The organism is Vibrio ostreae (assembly GCF_019226825.1).
Lineage (GTDB): Bacteria > Pseudomonadota > Gammaproteobacteria > Enterobacterales > Vibrionaceae > Vibrio > Vibrio ostreae.
This window is the reverse complement of record NZ_CP076642.1, coordinates 851111-870232: the sequence shown is the minus strand read 5'-3', so window position 1 is coordinate 870232 and position 19122 is coordinate 851111. Positions and strand designations below refer to the sequence as shown.

At 48.4% G+C, this 19122-nt stretch carries 17 protein-coding genes and 1 pseudogene; 6 read left to right on the top strand and 12 right to left on the bottom strand.

All coding sequences use genetic code 11. The features are described from left to right. The first annotated feature begins 71 nt into the window (after nucleotides 1–71). A complete protein-coding gene (locus KNV97_RS03770) occupies nucleotides 72–365 on the top strand; it encodes a hypothetical protein (protein WP_218561561.1) in 294 nt (97 codons plus the stop codon). Here the strand turns inward: KNV97_RS03770 and KNV97_RS03765 are convergent. Continuing rightward, the gene (locus KNV97_RS03765) at nucleotides 331–1518 is read right to left on the bottom strand and encodes a GGDEF domain-containing protein (RefSeq protein WP_218561560.1); all 1188 of its coding nucleotides are present in this window, start codon (nucleotides 1516–1518) and stop codon (nucleotides 331–333) included. The two genes, KNV97_RS03770 and KNV97_RS03765, sit on opposite strands and share 35 nt — an antisense overlap. A gap of 218 nt (nucleotides 1519–1736) precedes the next feature. After that, the gene (locus KNV97_RS03760) at nucleotides 1737–2633 is read right to left on the bottom strand and encodes a LysR substrate-binding domain-containing protein (RefSeq protein ID WP_136483781.1); all 897 of its coding nucleotides are present in this window, start codon (nucleotides 2631–2633) and stop codon (nucleotides 1737–1739) included. Between the two features lie 92 nt (nucleotides 2634–2725). Between KNV97_RS03760 and KNV97_RS03755 the strand changes: the two genes are divergently transcribed. Then, complete coding sequence (locus KNV97_RS03755; protein ID WP_136483782.1) at nucleotides 2726–3643, top strand: DMT family transporter; 918 nt, start codon at nucleotides 2726–2728, stop codon at nucleotides 3641–3643. A gap of 23 nt (nucleotides 3644–3666) precedes the next feature. On the opposite strand, the pseudogene KNV97_RS03750 reads toward KNV97_RS03755, so the two are convergent. The 3 genes and pseudogenes from KNV97_RS03750 to KNV97_RS03740 form a co-directional block, all read right to left on the bottom strand. Further along, nucleotides 3667–4822: pseudogene (locus tag KNV97_RS03750) on the bottom strand (DUF3541 domain-containing protein). A 107-nt stretch (nucleotides 4823–4929) separates the two neighbouring features. Further along, nucleotides 4930–5538 carry an alpha-ketoglutarate-dependent dioxygenase AlkB family protein gene (locus KNV97_RS03745; protein ID WP_218561559.1) on the bottom strand — a complete coding sequence of 203 codons (609 nt, stop codon included), beginning with the start codon at nucleotides 5536–5538 and terminating at the stop codon, nucleotides 4930–4932. Nucleotides 5539–6076: 538 nt separating this feature from the next. Next, on the bottom strand, nucleotides 6077–7597 hold the full coding sequence (locus KNV97_RS03740) for a DUF3612 domain-containing protein (RefSeq protein ID WP_136483785.1): 1521 nt from the start codon (nucleotides 7595–7597) through the stop codon (nucleotides 6077–6079). A 161-nt stretch (nucleotides 7598–7758) separates the two neighbouring features. Between KNV97_RS03740 and KNV97_RS03735 the strand changes: the two genes are divergently transcribed. Beyond that, nucleotides 7759–8337, top strand: coding sequence for an aldolase/citrate lyase/malate synthase family protein (locus KNV97_RS03735; protein ID WP_218561558.1), 579 nt, complete (start codon nucleotides 7759–7761; stop codon nucleotides 8335–8337). A gap of 218 nt (nucleotides 8338–8555) precedes the next feature. Here the strand turns inward: KNV97_RS03735 and KNV97_RS03730 are convergent, their stop codons facing one another. Continuing rightward, nucleotides 8556–9572, bottom strand: coding sequence for a GGDEF domain-containing protein (locus KNV97_RS03730; protein WP_136483787.1), 1017 nt, complete (start codon nucleotides 9570–9572; stop codon nucleotides 8556–8558). Nucleotides 9573–9739: 167 nt separating this feature from the next. Next, nucleotides 9740–10636, bottom strand: a complete 897-nt coding sequence (locus KNV97_RS03725) for a DMT family transporter (protein ID WP_218561557.1) — start codon at nucleotides 10634–10636, stop codon at nucleotides 9740–9742. A gap of 115 nt (nucleotides 10637–10751) precedes the next feature. Between KNV97_RS03725 and KNV97_RS03720 the strand changes: the two genes are divergently transcribed. After that, complete coding sequence (locus KNV97_RS03720; RefSeq protein WP_136483789.1) at nucleotides 10752–11243, top strand: MarR family winged helix-turn-helix transcriptional regulator; 492 nt, start codon at nucleotides 10752–10754, stop codon at nucleotides 11241–11243. A 5-nt stretch (nucleotides 11244–11248) separates the two neighbouring features. Next, the gene (locus tag KNV97_RS03715; protein ID WP_136483790.1) at nucleotides 11249–11638 is read left to right on the top strand and encodes an MmcQ/YjbR family DNA-binding protein; all 390 of its coding nucleotides are present in this window, start codon (nucleotides 11249–11251) and stop codon (nucleotides 11636–11638) included. On the opposite strand, the gene KNV97_RS03710 is transcribed toward KNV97_RS03715, so the two are convergent. Further along, entirely contained in the window at nucleotides 11639–12562 is a 924-nt protein-coding gene (locus KNV97_RS03710) for a chemotaxis protein (protein ID WP_218561556.1), read from the bottom strand. Nucleotides 12563–12779: 217 nt separating this feature from the next. Here KNV97_RS03710 and ppiC point away from each other — a divergent pair, with 217 nt between their 5' ends. Then, nucleotides 12780–13058, top strand: a complete 279-nt coding sequence (ppiC, locus tag KNV97_RS03705) for a peptidylprolyl isomerase PpiC (protein ID WP_136483792.1) — start codon at nucleotides 12780–12782, stop codon at nucleotides 13056–13058. A gap of 197 nt (nucleotides 13059–13255) precedes the next feature. Here ppiC and KNV97_RS03700 read toward each other — a convergent pair whose 3' ends face one another. The 4 genes from KNV97_RS03700 to KNV97_RS03685 form a co-directional block, all read right to left on the bottom strand. Continuing rightward, nucleotides 13256–15061 (bottom strand): RICIN domain-containing protein, encoded by a 1806-nt coding sequence (locus tag KNV97_RS03700; RefSeq protein ID WP_218561555.1) that lies wholly within the window; start codon nucleotides 15059–15061, stop codon nucleotides 13256–13258. 576 nt (nucleotides 15062–15637) lie between these two features. Further along, complete coding sequence (locus KNV97_RS03695) at nucleotides 15638–15958, bottom strand: heavy metal-binding domain-containing protein (RefSeq protein ID WP_218561554.1); 321 nt, start codon at nucleotides 15956–15958, stop codon at nucleotides 15638–15640. A gap of 129 nt (nucleotides 15959–16087) precedes the next feature. Beyond that, on the bottom strand, nucleotides 16088–17251 hold the full coding sequence (locus tag KNV97_RS03690; protein ID WP_218561553.1) for an oligogalacturonate lyase family protein: 1164 nt from the start codon (nucleotides 17249–17251) through the stop codon (nucleotides 16088–16090). 61 nt (nucleotides 17252–17312) lie between these two features. Continuing rightward, entirely contained in the window at nucleotides 17313–19082 is a 1770-nt protein-coding gene (locus KNV97_RS03685) for a sodium:solute symporter family protein (protein ID WP_218561552.1), read from the bottom strand. Between the last annotated feature and the right edge of the window lie 40 nt (nucleotides 19083–19122).

Here is a 19122-nt window from a genome sequence, read left to right as displayed (position 1 = left end):
TGAAACAATATGCTGTAACAAAATCAGTGGATGGCGACTAACGAGAGAAAGATAATAGTGAGGAGGTCACTATGGCGGTACTTCCCAAACATACGGATCAGAATCCGCGTTACGACCCGGACAAAGACTTAACGCTGGATCAGCTGCAGCGTTTTACCCGTGCGGCAAATCATGCGGAGCAAAAGCGTGAAGAACTGAGACAGATTGAAGAGCCCTCGATCGTGGAAGTGACCCGCAGAGCCAGACGGCTGGCGATGCGCCCGTTGATCAAGCCCAAACCTGACAAACCTAATACGGCCCGTTATGCTATCTGGCTGGTGGTGTTTGCTATCACTGGCTTATGGTTGATGTATATGTCTGCCTGACCGCGTGCAGAGGTGTGGTTGTGATGTGAGCTGTCTTTTCTTCGAGAGGATGCGTTTCAGATAATGTATGGTAGTAGCAGTACTGATTCTTACCATGATGCTTGGCGGCGTACATTGCCTTGTCTGCGCAGCGGGTCAACTCTTCAAGGTTATTGGCGTCGTTCGGAAACAGAGCGGCACCGGCACTAACGGTGAGCTGTTTAAACAAGGTGCGGTTTTCTTCTTGTAGTTTGTCATGAAAAAGGTGACTAATACGTTCAAGGATATGGTCGAGATCGAGTTTATTCTTCACCCCATAGAGCAGGATGACAAACTCATCGCCGGCAAAGCGCGCAATCGAATAGTCGTCCTGATCTGTCCCCTGAGCGCGGTGTCGGACGTTATTTTTCAGGCGTTGAGCAAAGTGTTTCAGGACCTGGTCACCTATCTGATGACCATAATTGTCATTAATGATTTTGAAGTCATCGATATCAATAAATACCAGTGCAGTCAGTGACTCCCGATTTCTTTGCTGCTCCAGCTTGCCTTTGGCCCAGTTCTCAAAACTCCAGCGATTCGCCAGGCCGGTCAGGCGATCGGTGTAGGCCATATCTTCCAATCCTTCCTGATAAAGTGACTGAATATACTCTGCCGCCTGCGTGTATAAGTAGGTGCAAATATTACAGATAAGGCTTAGCACCAGCAGACTGATGATCAAGCGATCGGCAGCCATCGCTTCTCCGCCAAGGCTGGGGTGACGGCTATAGATGGTCAGAGCGCTTAACAGGCAAAATCCGCCACTGAGCAGCAGGCCGACAGGAAAGCGGTTGATAAAAATGATCGTTGCGATAATTGGATACAGCCAGAAAAGTCGGTTGGGGTGGAGTTCTCCCATCAAAAAAAGAATCACCGCCTGCGCCAAAAGTACCCCAGTGAGGACATAGCCAGCCAGACTAAAAGTGTGTTTGAAAGAATAGAGCAGACTGCTACCCACAAGGAGTGAGCAGGCAATGTTAAAGCCCAGATACCACCAACTTGCATTTGCAGCGTCGAGCACCGTATACAGCACCAGCACGAACACCGTAATCACAGCACTTAACAGCACAATTTGTTGTTTGCGTATCTGGCCCAGTTCTGCCATCTCTCTGAGTCGACTTCCGACCAGATTACCCATGGGTATCATATCCTTATATTGTAAACGCGCTCGATTAAAGTCTAGATTAGATTTTTTTGTCTGAAGCAAGGTATGAAAAAAAGGATGTGACTTAATTCAACCTTTGAACATTTAAGGATATTTACGTATAGCAATACAGATATTAAGGGGAGGGGATGTCCGGCGCTGATACCTGATGTGGCTGAAAACTCATTCTGCTGCAGTTTAATCAAATCATATTACGCCGATGAAAATTCCTGTGTCAGCCAGGTACGCAGCAACATGACGCTTTCAAGAGTGAGTTTGTCTTTCTGGCAGGCAAAATAAAACCCCTGCTTCGGATGTACAGTGACCTGGCCGATTTCGGTCAGCAGACCATGGTCGATCTCTTCGCGCACAAACTGGCGGTGGGTAACAAAAACGCCCAGTTTGCGTATCGTCGCCTGTACAGCCTGGGCCGAGGTGGTAAACGTCAGGTTTTTATGCTGTTTGGGCAGACAAACCTGATTGGCATTGCACCATATTTTCCAGTCGTCCTGACGCCGGGTGTTGGCGGCAAAAATGGCCGGGTAATGTTGAATGACCGACTCTGTGCAGGTGTCGGTCAGTGCCTGAATTAACTCCGGATGTGCGACCAGGCTGAGCTCATCATCCGCCAGCTTTTCACAATAATAGTCTTGCCATTCCTCTTTGATACCGTGGATCAACGCCACATCCACACCTTCAGCTTCGAGTGAAAATGCACCGGTCAGGGTCGAGATACGAATATCAATTTCCGGCGCAAACTGCTGGAATTTGGGTACGCGCGGGATCCACCAATGCAGCGCCAGAGAGTTAATCATGTTGAGCGTGAGGCGGTTCGGGGTATTACTTACCAGCATGGACTCGGTTGCATCGACAATCTGTTCCAGCGCCGGGGCTATCTGGCGGTAATATTTTTTACCGGCACTATTGAGGATCACACTGCGTCCGACCCGGTTAAACAGCGGCTGATTAAGCTGGCTTTCCAGTGACTTAATCGCCTGGCTTACTGCTGAGTGGCTGACATTGAGCACCTGTGCCGCTTCAGTCATGCTGCCGGTTTCTGCCACAGCGATGAATGAGTACAGGGATTTAAGAGGCAGTAGTTTTCGCATGTGTAAGTTTTTCTAACAAGTTTGGTCAATATTACTCGTTATTTTTTCCGCTGTCACTGACGTAATATAAGCGCCAGATGAAGGAGAATTCCATGCCCAACAAATTATTACCTGTGGTGTTTATGCTGTCGTCGACCGCCAGCCTGTCCATCACAGGTTTACTGACCAAGTACCTGACTACTGTATTACCACTCAGTCTGCTGAGTGTGCTGCGTTTTGCCATCCCATCACTGATTTTACTGGTGTTTCTCGCGTTGACTCAATTGCGTTTGCCAACGCGCAGTATGTACAAGCCGCTGGCGATGCGGGCATTGTGCCTGGCGGCGTGTCAGCTCTGTTTCATCTATTCGTTGCAACATTTGACGCTGGTTGAAAGTGTGGTGTTGTTCAGTACCGGGCCGCTGTTCATTCCGTTGTTAGAAAAGCTCTTTTTTGGTGTTCGCATGCCCTTGACGACGCTGGCTGGGTTAGTCAGTACTTTTACTGGCGTGGTGATGTTGTCCGGCAGTGTCGGACATGTCGAATGGCGTCCGGAGCTGATGTCAGGCCTGTTGGCTGGCGTGCTTAACGCGGCTTCTCAGCTGTGTCTGTATCGGGTATCGAAAAGTAACATGCGTTCGGTTGATATCAATCTGTGGAGTCTGGGTATCGCATCGATTGTTTTGCTGCCGATGCTCGTCTTCGTGCCCTGGCAAGCCGCAGGCCAATTGACCTTGAACCCGCAATTATTGGTCATTGTCGGTTCGTTGCTCGCGGTTTCCCTGCTGGTGATTAATACGCAGATCTTTCGTTCTAAGGCGTATCGGCTGGCTGAGTCCGGATCTCAGTTGGCACCGCTGATTTTTACCAATCTGCTGTTCTCTGCGGTGCTGCAGGTGGTGTTTTTCGATGTGCAATACAGCCCGGTTCAGAATCTCGGACTGCTGCTGATTGTTGTCGCGACCATGATGACTAATGTCTTACCAATGTTGTGGAAAGCGGCCACCGCCCACAAACTGCATTCCGCTTAAGTTGTTACTTGTCTGGGGCGCTTTTATTGGATGGCCGGAGTGGGGCTTGGAGCGACTTTGGCCGGTTCCAGTCCGAACGGCAAGTCGGCAAAAATGTCCGGCTGATGGGCGAACGTTGGCGCTTCATGTACGCCCTGCCAGTCGAGCAGCATAATCGCCAGCACATTACGATGTTCGCCCCGGGCAAGGTTGGTGCCTCCTCTGACGGAAGGCACCATGCCCGCTTCTTTATTCATTGCCTGAACGATGGCCTGGCGGGTCTTGTCGACCACGGGATCATCGTCCAGTCCTGCTAATAAGAAACTGATGCCTACTTCGGCAATCACATCTTCTTTGGCATGCTGCAATATGGTGTCGATATTGGCGCGCAGATAATCGTATATCCACTGATATTGCTGTTCACTGACCAGGTGTTGATAGTATTCCGAAGCGGCGAAAATAATGTGTGTCATGCCATACAATTTATTTTCAAATTGCTGTGGTGACAGGTCATCATCCTCATTATCTGGATAGGTTGCGCGAAACGCCTGGATAAAGTTATCGACCACATCTTGCTCACCCAATTGGCGTAGCCAGTAAACCTGATTGGCCAACTGTGCTGCCCAGGCACGGATCATTTCCGGATTCGTGGCATAGTTGCTGAAGTCGTAGCGACGGATGATGTTCCTAAATAGCTTATCGGAGCGGTGTTTGAGGCCATATTCATTGGCCCTCGCCATACTGCCGAGTAGATCAAGACCAAGGTAGAGATATTCCGGGGTATGTTTCGATACGGTGTAACGCAATTTGGAACGAATCGAGGGGTCTTTGCCGTAGTTGGCAAGCTTTTTGTTGCGAATAGAGATAAATTTGCTCGGGCGAATTCACTTCAGACGCAAAATAGTTGAGCTGACTGGCTACTCTGGCCATATCACTCCACACCGCAGCAGCGTATTTGTCATCCAGCGTCTGGCGATACATTCTCAGACCATAGTGGCCTTCTTTAAAAGCGGGCAGTGTGTACAACTGACTTTCAAAGGTATTTCGAATCAGATCGGCGGTGTAAGCATAATTGTCAACCGATGCGCTATTATTCTCTTTGGCGCTGTCTGCCTGAGCCATTGACGCGGCAAGTGCCGGTTGAGGCATCAGCAGTGCTGCAGAAAGTAAGCTGATTAGGTAGGAGCGAGGTAGCAACATAGTAAGCCTGAAAATGACCATTCATAACAACTAAGCATAGAAGATAGTCCTAATGTGAAGTGAAACTGACGTCAGGCTTGTGTAAAAACACAGCAATATTAACTCTTCTAAGGGTAAATATACCGAAAAGTCAGATTGATACGCGGCTCTCTGGGCTTTGCGGTTTTTGGTACACAATGCTGCCAGTAGTGCTGGGTAGGGCCTGCCATCACCAGCAGTGAGCCGTGCCCCAGTAGCAGCTCAAATTTCTCTTTGCTGTGCAGATGTTTTAACACAAAACGACGGGTTTCACCGAATGACAACGAGGCAATCACAGGCTGATGGCCCAGTTCCGGTTCGTTGTCCTGATGCCAGCCCATAGAGTCTTGTCCGTCGCGATACAAGTTGGCCAGCACTGAATTAAATGATGAATGTGCGGCCAGTTCACACTGTTGGCGCAGCGTATTCAGGGTTGGAGTCCAGGGGGTGGGCGCCATAGTCAGTCCGGAATATGTATAGCTTTGGTCACCATACCAGGCTTGCAGGCGTGGCTGAATAACCCTCTTACCAAACAGAGTGATCGACTCCTGCTGCCAAGCGAGTTCACGCGTCAGCACGGACTGAATCTCGTCCGCCTCTGCTTGAGGCAGAAAATGTTCTACCCACAGCAAACGTCCATCTGCAATATCGATCCATTGTGGGCTGTTATCAAATAATCCTGATGTCTCTTTTTCCATAATTTATACAACCAAAATAACAATTTAAGTGTGGATTTAACGACTGATTTGTTTATTCTAATTGTTGTAGTCTCATAACGCCCACTATAACGGGGCGGCTCGTTCACAGTAACAGGAGATAAGCGCGATGACTCTGACCTCAGGTAAACGAATGGGTGTCCGTGCGCTGCTTGTTACGTTAGATTACCGAGCGGTTTTATGAGTTGGCATGCTTAGTGTTAGATTGCTTATTGGTGTTGCAAAATGCAAGTAATTGCAAATCGCAATTGTATTATGACATCAGTTGTAATGAAATCGTTCTATTTTTCACCGGTAACCCCGTATTTAAAGCATTTTATAAGTTGGCACGCTATGTGCTTTATATACAGTGACCCTTTTAAGCCGAGGGTCACCTAGCCAACTGACGTTGTTAGTGAACCATCTTGTTCACATCTATATATAGCCAACCGCCTTTATTGCGATTGGCTTTTTTTTTGCTCTTTTTCCGGCAATTAACTTTTTACATTAATATCTTAGTTGGCCGGATGTTGTGTGACTTTTACTCTTCTCCATCGCATTTTGCATAGCAGCTTGGTTGACGCGGACAGACTGCACCACGTGAGCAAATCAAGCGGGCTTCATTTTCAATCCCACGTTCAATCCAGTTAATATTAAGAATTTTTGCGATAGTGAGTAAATCTTTCTTAATTGCGCCCGGAATCACAGTACTCCCGCCGTGACTGACGCAAGACGCTTTCAGCTCTTCTGCGATGGCCAGTGCATCTCCACCTTGCGCTGCAATGGCCGGGTTAAGATCGATACCTGCGCACAACACCCGGTTATTGCCGGCAGGATCGGTCATGTTGATCGATTCACAGCAGTAAATACGCGGTTCGTCCCCAACGTTGAGAATCGAGATCTGTGCGGAGCTGTCCGGTTGAGGCTCAGAGAGGCGACGGAAAACCGCCCAGTGCTGACAGGGGTCGTTAACTTTACGCATATTGCCCCAGGGCAGAGGGATACCATTACCACGATAAACCGCTTTGAGCTTTCCTGCTCCGTAAGCATCGAAATAGTGCCAGTAAGGGTAGGGTGAAACGACCGTCATACGGCGCATCGCGACCGACGGTGATACACCGGCTTTGAGGTGCACATCAATTTCATAGCCATTGCGGTCGAGTAGTTGGCGGAAGGGAACTTTAGGACACAGCAGGGCACCGGCAAAAAAGCTCGATTCAAAGTCTCGCCACGCCTGCAGAATATCCTGCGAGTTAAGCTCTGAAGTGGGCTGGCTGTCTTGCTCTTCCCAGCCCTGCGTATGACCGACAGTGAGTACGCTTTTCAGGCCGTCTTTGCTGTGCAGGACATTGTGACCAATGTAGACCGCCAGATCATATTTAAGCCGGGTCGGATGCTGGCGCAGGATTTCATTGAGATAAATGGTGCCGGGAGGTTCAAAAAATGAGGTGATAAGCTGTTTGGCACTCACCCCAAGCTCGTCCACCACGTCACGAGGTGTACGCTGTACCCAGCGAATATTCAGTCCCAGGCTTTTGGCGATATCGAACAGATCTTCCACCGCCAGGTTCAGACGTTTAAGACCGACCTCTTCAGCAGCACGTTCCAAATCGGGAAAATGGTTCTGCAGGCTTTCCTGGTGGGCTCGGATCAGCAGATGAGCAAACTGGCGACCGGTAATGCCGGTTTGTGACAGCATTTCCGGTATGGCGATCTGCAAAATGTCGTTCGAAAACAAGAAGCTTGGCTCCAGAGCCATGCCGCTGATCCCGCCCCGGTTACCTTTGTCCGGGGTGATATCGGCCTGCTCCGGCTCGTCATCGAGAAACCAGGCCGGATCTTTTTGAAATACATTGGCGATCACCTCGAGCATTTCCACACTTGGTACCCGTTTGCCCCGTTCAATCATCGACAGGTAGGAGACGGATGGCGCGTACTCCGGATTAACCCGAATACAGCGTGCGGAGAGATCCTCCATTGTTAAGTGATTGCGTTTTCTCAGGTTTCTGACTTTAGTCCCGAGAAAATGAGACTGTCTGACTAAGCTTTTTGACACGGCCATTTTGTAAAATTCACATTGTAAAATTTTTGTTGTGAAATTGTAGTAAAAAATCCGCTAATCTACAAAATAAGCAAGTCACAAACTGGAAAACAAAAATACTTAACCAGCTTAATGTGAATGCACAGGACGAAACATTTTTGGTTATCCATGAGGGAAAGACGATGAATATGCTGACATTCGATAAAACAGAAATCCAACAACAACCGAAACCATTTATCGCTGAAGCTGTCTTCGCCGTCGAGACGATCAGCGCTGATAAGCAGTGTGAAAAACAAGCCAAAGCCAAACAGCTGCTCGATCGCCTGTTTCCGCTGGAAAATGGCTCACACCAAGATGTGACCAGCTACATGATTGATTACAGTCACGTACTGGCCTATTTCAAAGACGGTACTCACAGTGGACTGAAATATCCGAAACACTTTGTGGCGTACACTGGCGGAAAAGACAATCCGTGCTCAATCCTGCTGCGTGATGGCAGTGGCTGCCATGTAGAAGTGCTGCTGGGCTGCATGAAAGGCACCGGCAGCGTTGAGTTGGTAGAGATTGACGATATCCAGCTTGAGACCTGTACCACCTTCTGTCAGATGTGTGATGAGACGGAACCGACCGCTGCGATGCGTCACTGGATAAGCCTTATTAAGGGAGACGAGCGTGGCAGACCACAGGCGTGCAGTGAGGATAAAGAATACACGTCCAAAAGCGGAGAAGACTACTGCCTGAGCTACTGCTTTAATCTGTGATAGCAAAACGTTGCGGTGAAAAGTCGCGCAGTGATATCAATCAGAGCCTTATATCAGAGTGATACATAGCACAGTGATATTAGGTAACTTGATTCATCGCCAAAGCGTTTACTTTGGGTAAGGCCTTCAGCAATAAAAAAATCCACCGGGTTAAATCGGTGGATTTTTTATTGTCTCAGCGTTTCGCAAAGCTGTTGTGTGCTGCTTGACGTGCCTGTTTAAATCGGCATCACCCGGTTACGTCCCAAGTGCTTGGCGTCGTACAGCATTTGGTCGGCCCGATCGAGCAGTGACTGCGCGCTATCAAGGTCATCACGCTGTGAAACTCCGAACGAGGCGGTAATGTTACCAACCTGGTTATTATTGCGGCGATCGCGTACCTTGAGTTTTTCAATTGAGCGGCGCAACGTGTCGGCGAACTGGCGTGCGCTGCGCAATGATTTATTCGGCAGGATTAGTGCAAACTCTTCGCCGCCAAAACGATAAGCAGTGATACCTTCCCGACAACTCGCCTGCAGACGTTTACCCAGGCTGCGTATGATATTGTCGCCGAACAGGTGGCCAAATTCGTCGTTAAATCTTTTAAAATGATCGATGTCGAGCAAAATAATGCTCATTGGCTGGTGGCCATGCATTAGGGCGGCCAGATCATCATTAAAGGCTCGGCGGTTATACAGGCCAGACAGGCTGTCAAACAGGGCATCGCGCTGTACCGTCGCCAGCTGCGCTTTCAGGCGTGATATTTCCTGACTGGCACTCTGTAACTGGTTGTTGAGGAAACGGGTCGAGTGCCGGATATCGTGTGATTCACTGACAAACTGACGGATCATCATCATCACTTCCTCGATGGAAAGCTCTTCATGCTCAACCCGTTCAAGGTCATTCAGACTTTTATCGATAGCGGCCTCAAATGCACTGGTGTCCGTCATGGTGTCTGACATGGAGCAGCAGATTTCATTGGCCAGCAATTCGATATTGTTGCGCAGTTCACTGACGCTGGTTTCGGCTCTGGTCGCTATGTGCGTCTTGTAGAGATGCTCACCAGTGGCTGGCGGGAACAGATCGAAGTTGGCCAGAATGGCGTCCATCTCCTCGTTCAACTGAGGCATACTGTTATCAACATAGGTGTACCAGAGCGCGTAGTTGGCAGGCGTCGCGGCAACATGGTTTTTGATCATCAGTGGAACGGCTTGTTTGAGGTTGGCCGTGGATTTTTTGAAATCGTCGTCAGTCATTATGTATCGGAAGTCACTAGGCGATAACCATTTGATTAGCAAATAATAGCTGAGTTTGGTCAGCAATGCTTTAAAAAACGCATGATATGTAAGGTTCCATGAGTCAGACTAGGCTTTAGCTAAGTCCTTTTTTCTATACAGATCAAAACCTAATCAAATTAGGCCGCTCATGAGTGAGCAGCCAGTTTTAACGGGCGGCGCTGACGCAGCAGCGCGATCACCTGAGGTAATAATGACATGACGATCATCCCGGCCATCAAGGCATATTGCTGCGGTTGGTAAAATTCACTCAGTAACAAGCCCCCGCACACAATACCGGCCACCGGATTGGCGATACCGCCAAAGGTAAAATCGACCACCGACATACGTTGCAGTAGCCACACATACAAACCATAACCGATAACAGTATTGGCCAGCACTATCCATAGGATGCCGATAGCGTTACGGGCAGAAAAATGATGTAGCGCCTCCAGATAGGCATGAGGTTCAATCAAAGCGTGTACCAATGCAGCCGCGCTCAGCGCCAGGCCGCCAATGATCAGTTGCCAGGTCAGCACTGACCACCAGTGAATGCGTCCACCCAGTGCCTTGGTCAGGGTTGAACCAAAAATGATGCACATGATTGCTGCCAGCATGGCCATCAGACCAAACGGGTTGAGGCTAAGGGTTTTAGGATCAAACAGCATCCAGGCGAGCAGCACCAGGCCTAGACCGCACATCAACTGAATCAGCGATGGTCGTTGACGCCGGACCAGCCAATGGTAGCCCATGGCAAAGACAGGGACAGACACCATACCAACCCCCGAAATGGCTGATGGCAGCGTTAAAGCCATGACAAAGATCAGGCTGAAGAATGCGGCAATATTGACCAGGCCAACCATACTCAGCGTTTTCCAGCTTGTCTTATCAGGCCAGCTTGGTTTTAGAGCAAGCAGCAGCAGACCGGCAGGCAGTGCGCGCAACGCTCCTAGTGCCAAAGGTGGCCAGTCGGCCAAGGTAGATTTAGTGACAGCGTAGGTGGTTCCCCACAGGAAGGCAGGAATCATGGCAAATAAAATGTTCATATCAAGTATCTTTATGTTGAGATATTTAAGTGAAATTTATCGCACAGAATGCTTCTTGTAAAGTATCTTTATGTTAAAGTAAATTATCGAAGCCGATAAAGGAGAATACAACCCGATGGATGCGATTGATCGCGTACTTGCACAGTGGCAGGCAGAGCGGCCACAGTTAGACACTTTACCTATGGGTATCATGGGACGCATGATGCGTTTGATTAAGCACCTTGAAGCAGCGGTGGGCGAGTTGCACAAGCAGCATGGTCTGAAAATGGGCGAATTTGACGTGCTCGCCACGTTGCTGCGATCCGGAGCCCCTTATCAGTTGACACCGTCAGAGCTGCTTTCTTCTATGATGCTTACCTCAGGCGCGATGACCAACCGGCTGGATAAACTGGATCAGAAAGGCCTGATCACCCGCGTACACAGCACGGCGGATCGACGCAGTATTGAAGTCAAACTCAGTGAGCAGGGATTGTTATTAATTAATACTTTGGTGCAGGAACATGTCAACATTCAACAGCAGTTAACCCAGTCGTTGAGCCCGCAGCAGCAGCAGGCGCTGACACTGTTACTCAAACAGTGGTTGAGTGATTTCGAAGCGCAGGAGTAAGTCGTATGGCGCTGACAAACACACCCAGGCAGACGCTGATTGAATTTATCGAAAGCTTGCCGCAGGTACAGGCGGACTATCCCTTTGGTCCTGAGCCTCTGGTGTATAAAATTCGCGGCAAAATGTTTGTGCTGTTTTTTGAATCGGCCTCGGAGTGGTTTGTGAACCTGAAATGCACTCCTCAAGACGGTGAAATTCTCACCAGCCAGTTTAATGCGATTCGGCCGGGCTACCATATGAACAAGCGTCACTGGATTTCAGTCGCGCTGCAGGGAGATGTGGAGCCGGGAATGATCGAAGATCTGTGTCTGCGTTCTTACCAGTTGGTTGTGAATAAACTAAGGAAAGGGGAGCGCGAAGCCTTGCAGCGTTTGTGGCCGCAAGGCAAGGCGTGATCAGTGGCTGGAAGAGAGCGCGGGCTGGCTCAGTTTTTTGGCACCGCGCAGCATAGCTTCAATCAGTTCGGTGGCGTTAAATTTCTCTAATGCTTCATGTGCGCCGACCTGATGGGCACGATCGACACAGATTTCACTCGACAGTGAGGTGTGCAAGATGCAGTAGGCATGGCTGAGGTGAGCGTCGTTTTGTACCTCAAATGCCAACTCGTAGCCATCCAGTCCCGGCATTTCAATGTCGCTGACCAGGATATCAATCGCCTGATGGTCTGCAGCCAGTCTGCGCATCATATCAATCGCTTCGAGACCGTTTTTACAGATCTGGTAAGGGATATTGATACGATCCAGCGCATCCGCCAGCTGTTTACGTGCGATAGATGAGTCATCCACCAGCATGATATTGAGGGCTTTGAGTCGCTCACGTTCCACATCGGTCAGCATCGGCACTTTAGTGGATTCATACTGCGGGTAAATTTTAGACAGCAGCAGTTCGACATCCAGCATCTGAACGATTTTCTGCTCGTAGCGGGTAATACCTGTCACGAAAACATTGCGCCCGGCTGACGGCGGAGATGGCTCAATACTGCGCCAGTCACATTCGATGATCTTTTCAATCCCGCGCACCATAAATGCCACGACAGTACGCAGGCAGTCAGTGACGATCAGATAGCTTTTTTCATATTCATCCGGGTGGATCGGGCGAAAACCGATCGCCGCTGCCATATCAATCACCGGCACGGTGGTGTTGCGGAAGGTAACAGTACCAACCACATGGTGATGTGAGTAGGGAATCTGAGTCATCGGCATAAAAGGAATAATTTCGCGTACTTTTAATGTTCCAATCGCGAACAGCTGTTTTTGCATATTCAGCGTGAACATCAGCATGCCCTGCGACTGATTTGCCTTACTGGGAGTTTTAGCCATAACTAGTATCTTAATTAATCGTTATTCACTCTATACTAACTGAAAATAGCGCATCGGCAACGGTAACGCGGTTTTTTTAGTGCAGACGGAGTGCCAGTTCGAGAACAATCGAACAGTTGTTTGAAAAATGTTTTCACGATGTAAATGAAACAATGCCGAGTGCATCGGGTGCGGAGTTCCGCTAGACTAGGCAACTTTTTCGGGTGAGGTAAAAGTTATGGCAAGAACGGCAGCAGCGTTGCATATTCTGGTAAAACACAAAGAACAAGCTGACGATATTATGCAGCAGCTGAAAAAAGGCGCCAAGTTTCAGACTCTGGCGAAGAAATATTCCCAGTGCCCTTCGGGCAAACGCGGCGGTGATCTGGGTGAATTTCGCCAGGGCCAAATGGTGCCGCAGTTTGATAAAGCGTGTTTTAAAGGCGAAGTGCTCACTCCGCAACTGGTCAAGACCAAGTTTGGTTGGCACGTGATTAAGGTGTTGTATCGGACATGATAGCCCGAGCCGACATAAGTATTGTCTGCCTCAGTTTGGAATGAAGTGACGCCGATTACGATTAAGCTATAGAGATGCCATTAAAACTAATCACGCTATATTGTTTTTCAACATTAGGGTTAGTAAACAAAAAATCCGGGTATCTGAGACACCCGGATAAACTAGAAATGTTGAGGATTAGCGATTAGAACATGCGTTTATTCTGATTCAAAAGAACCTAAATCAGGTGCGTTACCATTGTAATCCAGCCCAACATCGGTACCTGCGTCAATAAGCTTACTGCCAGATTTGAGGTGGAAGAATTTAACCACAGGTAAACTACCATCACTCTGACGAGCGGCAAGTAAGTTATTTATATCAACACTTTCGAAATCAGATGAAGAAAATGACAAGCTGTTCTGCCAGCTGTTGTTTTTGATGCTGGTTGAGCTGGCGCCAAATTTATCGCTGCTACCGCCACCTAAAGACACACTGTTGTTGAGCGTGAGCTTCTTCAGCTCTCGAGAGCTACCATCGCCTAAACCAAAGTTACGTGCATTATTATAGGCAATCGCATTATAGATCGTGACCGTACCTCGGTTACTGTTTTGGTCGTATCCATCTGCGGTATTGCCTGCCGAAATGGTATTGATATAAAGGCCATTGTGAGCTAAATTTTTGTCGTCACTTCCGCCGGTTTTAAAACCGTTGCCATCACCTGAGCCCGCCACGCCGTTTTTCTGATACCCATTGCGAATCATCCAGGTGTATTCCAAGGTTGTTGTAACGCTACTACCATTGTCACGTAGATAGCCATCAAAGCCATCGTCAAGATTGTTCCATGCTCGACAACCGTAGAAGTAGTTTCCGGTACCGACCGTTAACTTGGCGGCAAATCCATCCGCATTTTCAAGTGATGAGTCCGCATTGTAATAAGAGTCGGAGTTTTTGATGAAGTTATAAGCTCCCCCGCTACTGATTTGCAGACCCGTATCTGAGTTTTCATAAAACTCCATGAACTCAATGGTATTGTGCGAGCCAGTCAAATACATACCATTATCGCCTGCTTTGGTAATATCAAAGCCATAGATGTGCCAGTAGTTAGCACTGACCTGAAAACCACGGTTGCTGCTACTTTCGGACATTGCAGAGAAGTCAAATACAGGTCGATCATCACCCGGGTATACACTCAGTACAATCGCTTTGGTCGAAGTGCCACTATTTTGGATCTTGATAGTATCGGAAGGATAATAGGTACCTTCGCGAATATAGATAACATCACCAGCACTGGCATTATTAATCGCGTCAACAACACCGGCTAGGGTTGAAACGACGGTTGCATCTGACTTGACACTGGTTATGAACGATGGATAACCATTAGTCAGTGGTTCACTGTTGGCACCGGCCATTCTTGCCGCATCCGCCGTGGGCGCTGCGGAGGAACTGGAAGTATCCGGGGATGACGAACCGCTGGAACTTGATGAATCACCACAGCTACCAGATACCGGATTGATATACCAACGTTGCGAACTGAGTGATGCATCTTCATTTTGGTAAACGTTTGAACCATTGCTTGAGCCAGCAACTGTGAGGGAATGCTGAGAATTCTTGTTGACGATTTTAAACCCACCACCTGATTGAACCTTTAACTCCCAACGTTGATTATCGCCATCCCAATCACTGTATGTATCCACGTTAGCACCATTCGAAGTGGAAGCGTTTAACACTTCTAACAACTTACTGTTATAAATAGATTTAATTTCCCAGTAGTTATCACTTTGCTTAGTCAATACGAACTGTTGATTAGTGCCTCCCCAATATTCGTAACTCATTACATTAGGTACGGTACTGGTATCAGTGGTATTAACATCGAGCGCTTGTCCAGAACCTTTATTAATGAAATAGTATGTGCCACCAGAAGTTGGTGTGGTGGAGCAGTTTTCAGCAAATGCAGAAGCACTCAACGCAGCGAAAGATAAGGCTAAAGCTATCTTACACCTTGGATAATGATGTAGAGTTTTCATTTGGTTCCCTATAAGATTTTATGTTGATAAAAGTGTAATTTTTATTAAGGCTTAACAGATCCTATTGTTATAATTAATTAAAGCAATGGATCGCAGTTGAGCTATCACCCAGCTTACTCGCTATAGATATAAGAAAACGTTTCCTCTATCAAAAAATATATTGAAAATACTAATATGTTTAATAATTCACTCATCCAGTTTAGATATATTAAGGCTATTATTTCAAATAGATTAAATTCAGAGCATTTAACGTTAAAATCTTTGGATTGGTATTGGCATAAATAATGAACTGGTCAGATCTGAAATATCTATGTCAGCTATTTAAGGGGTGGGCATAAACGATTTATGCACGTTGCGCTAAATTGCTTTAACCCGCAGGGCGGTGAACCGTAATCTTTGGGTTGAATATGCAGCTTGCTATAAATCCAAACAGCGTGGTTCCCATTCACGTTTATTATCAAAGTCAAGTCTGTCAGTGGACCTAGCTTTTATCTATCTGTAGAGAGCGAGCAGGAAAAAACGTTTTTTGGTATTAATACCCTGCCGAGTCAATAAAGAGAGTCGGTAATTACCCGATTATTCCACCAGTACGGCTGTGCCGCTGACGGACACCATCAGCATGCCATTGGTTTTACCGAACGTTTCGTAATCGAGGTCGATACCGACCACCGCATTGGCACCGAGCTCTGCAGCGCGGGCTTCCAGCTCCTGCAGTGCAATGGTGCGCGCTTTTTGTAATTCATGCTCATACGTTGCTGAACGGCCGCCGACGATGTCGCGAATGCCCGCAAACATATCTTTAAAAATGTTTGCACCCATAATGGCTTCACCGGCGATGACGCCGCAATAGCGGACGATCCGCTTGCCTTCGATCTGAGGGGTTGTGGTGATGATCATTCCTGACTCCGTTATGTTTTATCATTGACGCGAGTTAGAAGTGTAAACCCGCCAAGAGCTTCGCGCAGTATTCTGGCTGGGTAAAAAGCCTTCGCAGTGAAGGAAGGCTTAGCGCAGCATAGAGGGGATTTAACCTAGTTCAGCCGTAATATCGGCGATGTAAATGGCCGGCACACCCTCAAAATCGCTGGTAAACAGTACGCCCGTATCACCCGGTGCGAAAGATGGGTGAGGATGAGTGATTTGACGATCACCATCGAGTACATCCCACGATGTGCTGTGTTTTGCCAGCTTCGCGTAGTGCTTGGTGTTGGTATTGAGAATGTACAGGAACGGATCATTTTCGATGTCGTAGCTTTCGGCATCGGCCACGTCTACTGGCGCATCACAGCCGTCACCCACCATCAGAGAGCCATCAAAGTTGCTCATTAGGTGTGAACATGGCGGCATGACCATTACCTCTTCGTTTTCCAGCGTCTCCGGGTTGGCTTTGTAAATCACGCGCTCGGTCATGCCTTTAAAGTAAGAAACATAGACCATGGCGCTGCCATCCGGAATCCAGAATTCGTGGGTACACGATTCACCCGGCGCATGTTCTTTGATTTTACGCACATTGCTGCCGTTTTCGTTCACCAACCACATGCGGGCGTCTACCAAATCGTGCGGACCTTCATGGCAGAAGCCTATGGTCGAATCATCGAATGGACGGTAAATCGGGTGACCCAGCCATGCGTTGTCCTGATGGACTACCTCAAATTCACCGGATTGAATATCGACTTTAATCAGGCGGCAGGTGGGTTTGGTGTGGTAGAACTCAGCAAACTTTTCCCATGAGGTGAGTGGCTGCCAGTCATGTTTGAGGATTTCGATACCGACCAGTTTGGTGCATTCGGAGTTCGCCACCCAAGTACCGTAACCTTTCCACTTGTCATCGACAGTGTAGATGACCTGTTCTTCAAGTGTTTCGAGGTCCACTTTCATCAGGTTCAGTTCATTTTTGACATAGAAGAAAGAACGGTCATCGTTAGAGATGAATCCGCCGAAGGTATTGTCGCCTTTGCCTTCCGTAAGCTGTTTGGCCTGCTGTGTGTTCAGATCGGCCAGGTAGTAGTTACGGGCTCCGTCAAAGTCACCAGCGAATAGCAGTTTGCTGCCGTCATTGGTAAAACACTTTTGATAGAAGTAGTTACGATGACAGATCACGTCCGTTGGAGTCAGACGAGTCACTTTTACTTGGGTGTCGCTGTCGATGAATGATTCGAATGCCAGCTGAATTACATCACCTTTAGCCATAAATAATCTCCGTAAATGGCACTGCCAACCGACGAGGATTGGCAGTAAACGTTCAATTGAATCAGTTAGAAGAAATCACACTTTTTACTACTACGGTGTCCAGCCCGGCGCTGCGCTTGAGAGCGTAGCCGACGAAAGCAATCACCGCCGCACAACCCAGGAACAGCAGTCTTCCCCAGATTGGATTCGGTATCAGAATCATCAGTGACAGACCCGCCGCCATGAACATCACCAGAGTACCCAGCTTGTTGCGTTGCATACGGTCTACAATGTCCTGACCTTCTTCAGCAACACATTCCGTGTCCACATCTTTGAAGAACTCGGCCGTTTGCACTTTGTATGGGTCGTTCTCTTCTTTGTAAAAGAGCGTGGTCAGGCAGAAGAAACCCGCGGTCAGGAATAGGTGTGCCGCAATGGTGATGATGGTGCGCATTTCACCGGCTTCGCGACGAGTCAGATCATCGATACCAAACCAGCTTGCCACGTTCGCCGGGGTGAAGAATTCCACTACAGACCACGAGACCAGCATACCGAATACCACGGTGGCCCATGGTGTCCATTTTGGCGTCTTGCGAATCAGGATCCCCAGGAACAGCGGCACCAGAATCGGTGATTGCAGTAGCGTCGCAACTTGCATCATTAGATCAAATAGGCTCAGATGTTTCAGTGAGTTGAAGAACTGCGCCATGAAAATAACCAGCAGACCGTTCACCAGACACGCGATTTGACCTGCGCGCAACTGCTCTTTGTCGGTTGCCTGACCTTTACGCATGACGGGAGCATAGAAGCTGCGAACGAAGATGCCTGAGTTACGGTTCAGTGCTGAATCCATCGAGGACATGGTGGCGGCGAACAGACCGGCCATAAGCAGTCCCACGGTGCCAAGAGGCATGGTTTCACGTGCAAACACCAGGTAAACCGCATCGCCCGCTTTCGCGCCCAGTTGCGAATACTGAGTCGCCGCATCAGGGTAAAGGATGGCAGACGCCCAAGGTGGAATGAACCAAATCACCGCGCCAACCACCATCATACCCAGCGCCAACAGGGCAGCTTTGCTGGCATTTTTCGAGTCTTTTGCATTTAGGAAGCGGTAAGATTCCTGCATGTTGTTGATACTTTGCAGCTGTTTCACTACAAAGAAGATAAAGGTACACACTAGCAGTAGTGGATAGTTCATATCGGGGCCCATAATGAAGCCACCAGGGAAATTATTAACAATTTCGCTCGGACCGCCCACCACGTAAAGAGCAACCAGTGCACATGCGACAGAGATAACCGCTACGACCAGAGTCTGAATAAAGTCAGAAGCCACTACACCCCAAGCGCCGCTCAGCAATGAAATTGCCAGTACAGCCAGGCCGGTAACCCAAATGGTGGTCACGATGTCAGCATCAAATACGGCCGAGGCAAACACCCCCAGGCCGTTGAGCCATACACCGGCGTTGATCACGCTCAGAGGGATGATCACCCAAGTGAAGAACTGCTCGTTGACGCCACCAAAACGACGTTTCACGCCTTCGGTTGGTGTATCGACTCGCATCTGACGGAAGCGACGAGCAAAGTAGAAGTAAGCGAATACATACGCCACCATGTTACCGATAAAGACCGCGAGGACGGCGAAACCATCGCTGAACGCTTTACCGGCAGCACCGGTGAATGTCCAGGCGGAAAATTGAGTCATAAAGGCGGTCGCACCCACCATCCACCAGAGCATTTTACCGCCCCCGCGGAAGTAATCACTGGTACTGCTGCTGGCCATCTTTTTGAACAGCAAGCTGATTGCCACCATCAGGGCAAAGTAGCCTGCAATGACAAGATAATCGTATTGCATGTTAAACCTCGAAACGCTGTTTTAATTTTCAATGATTATA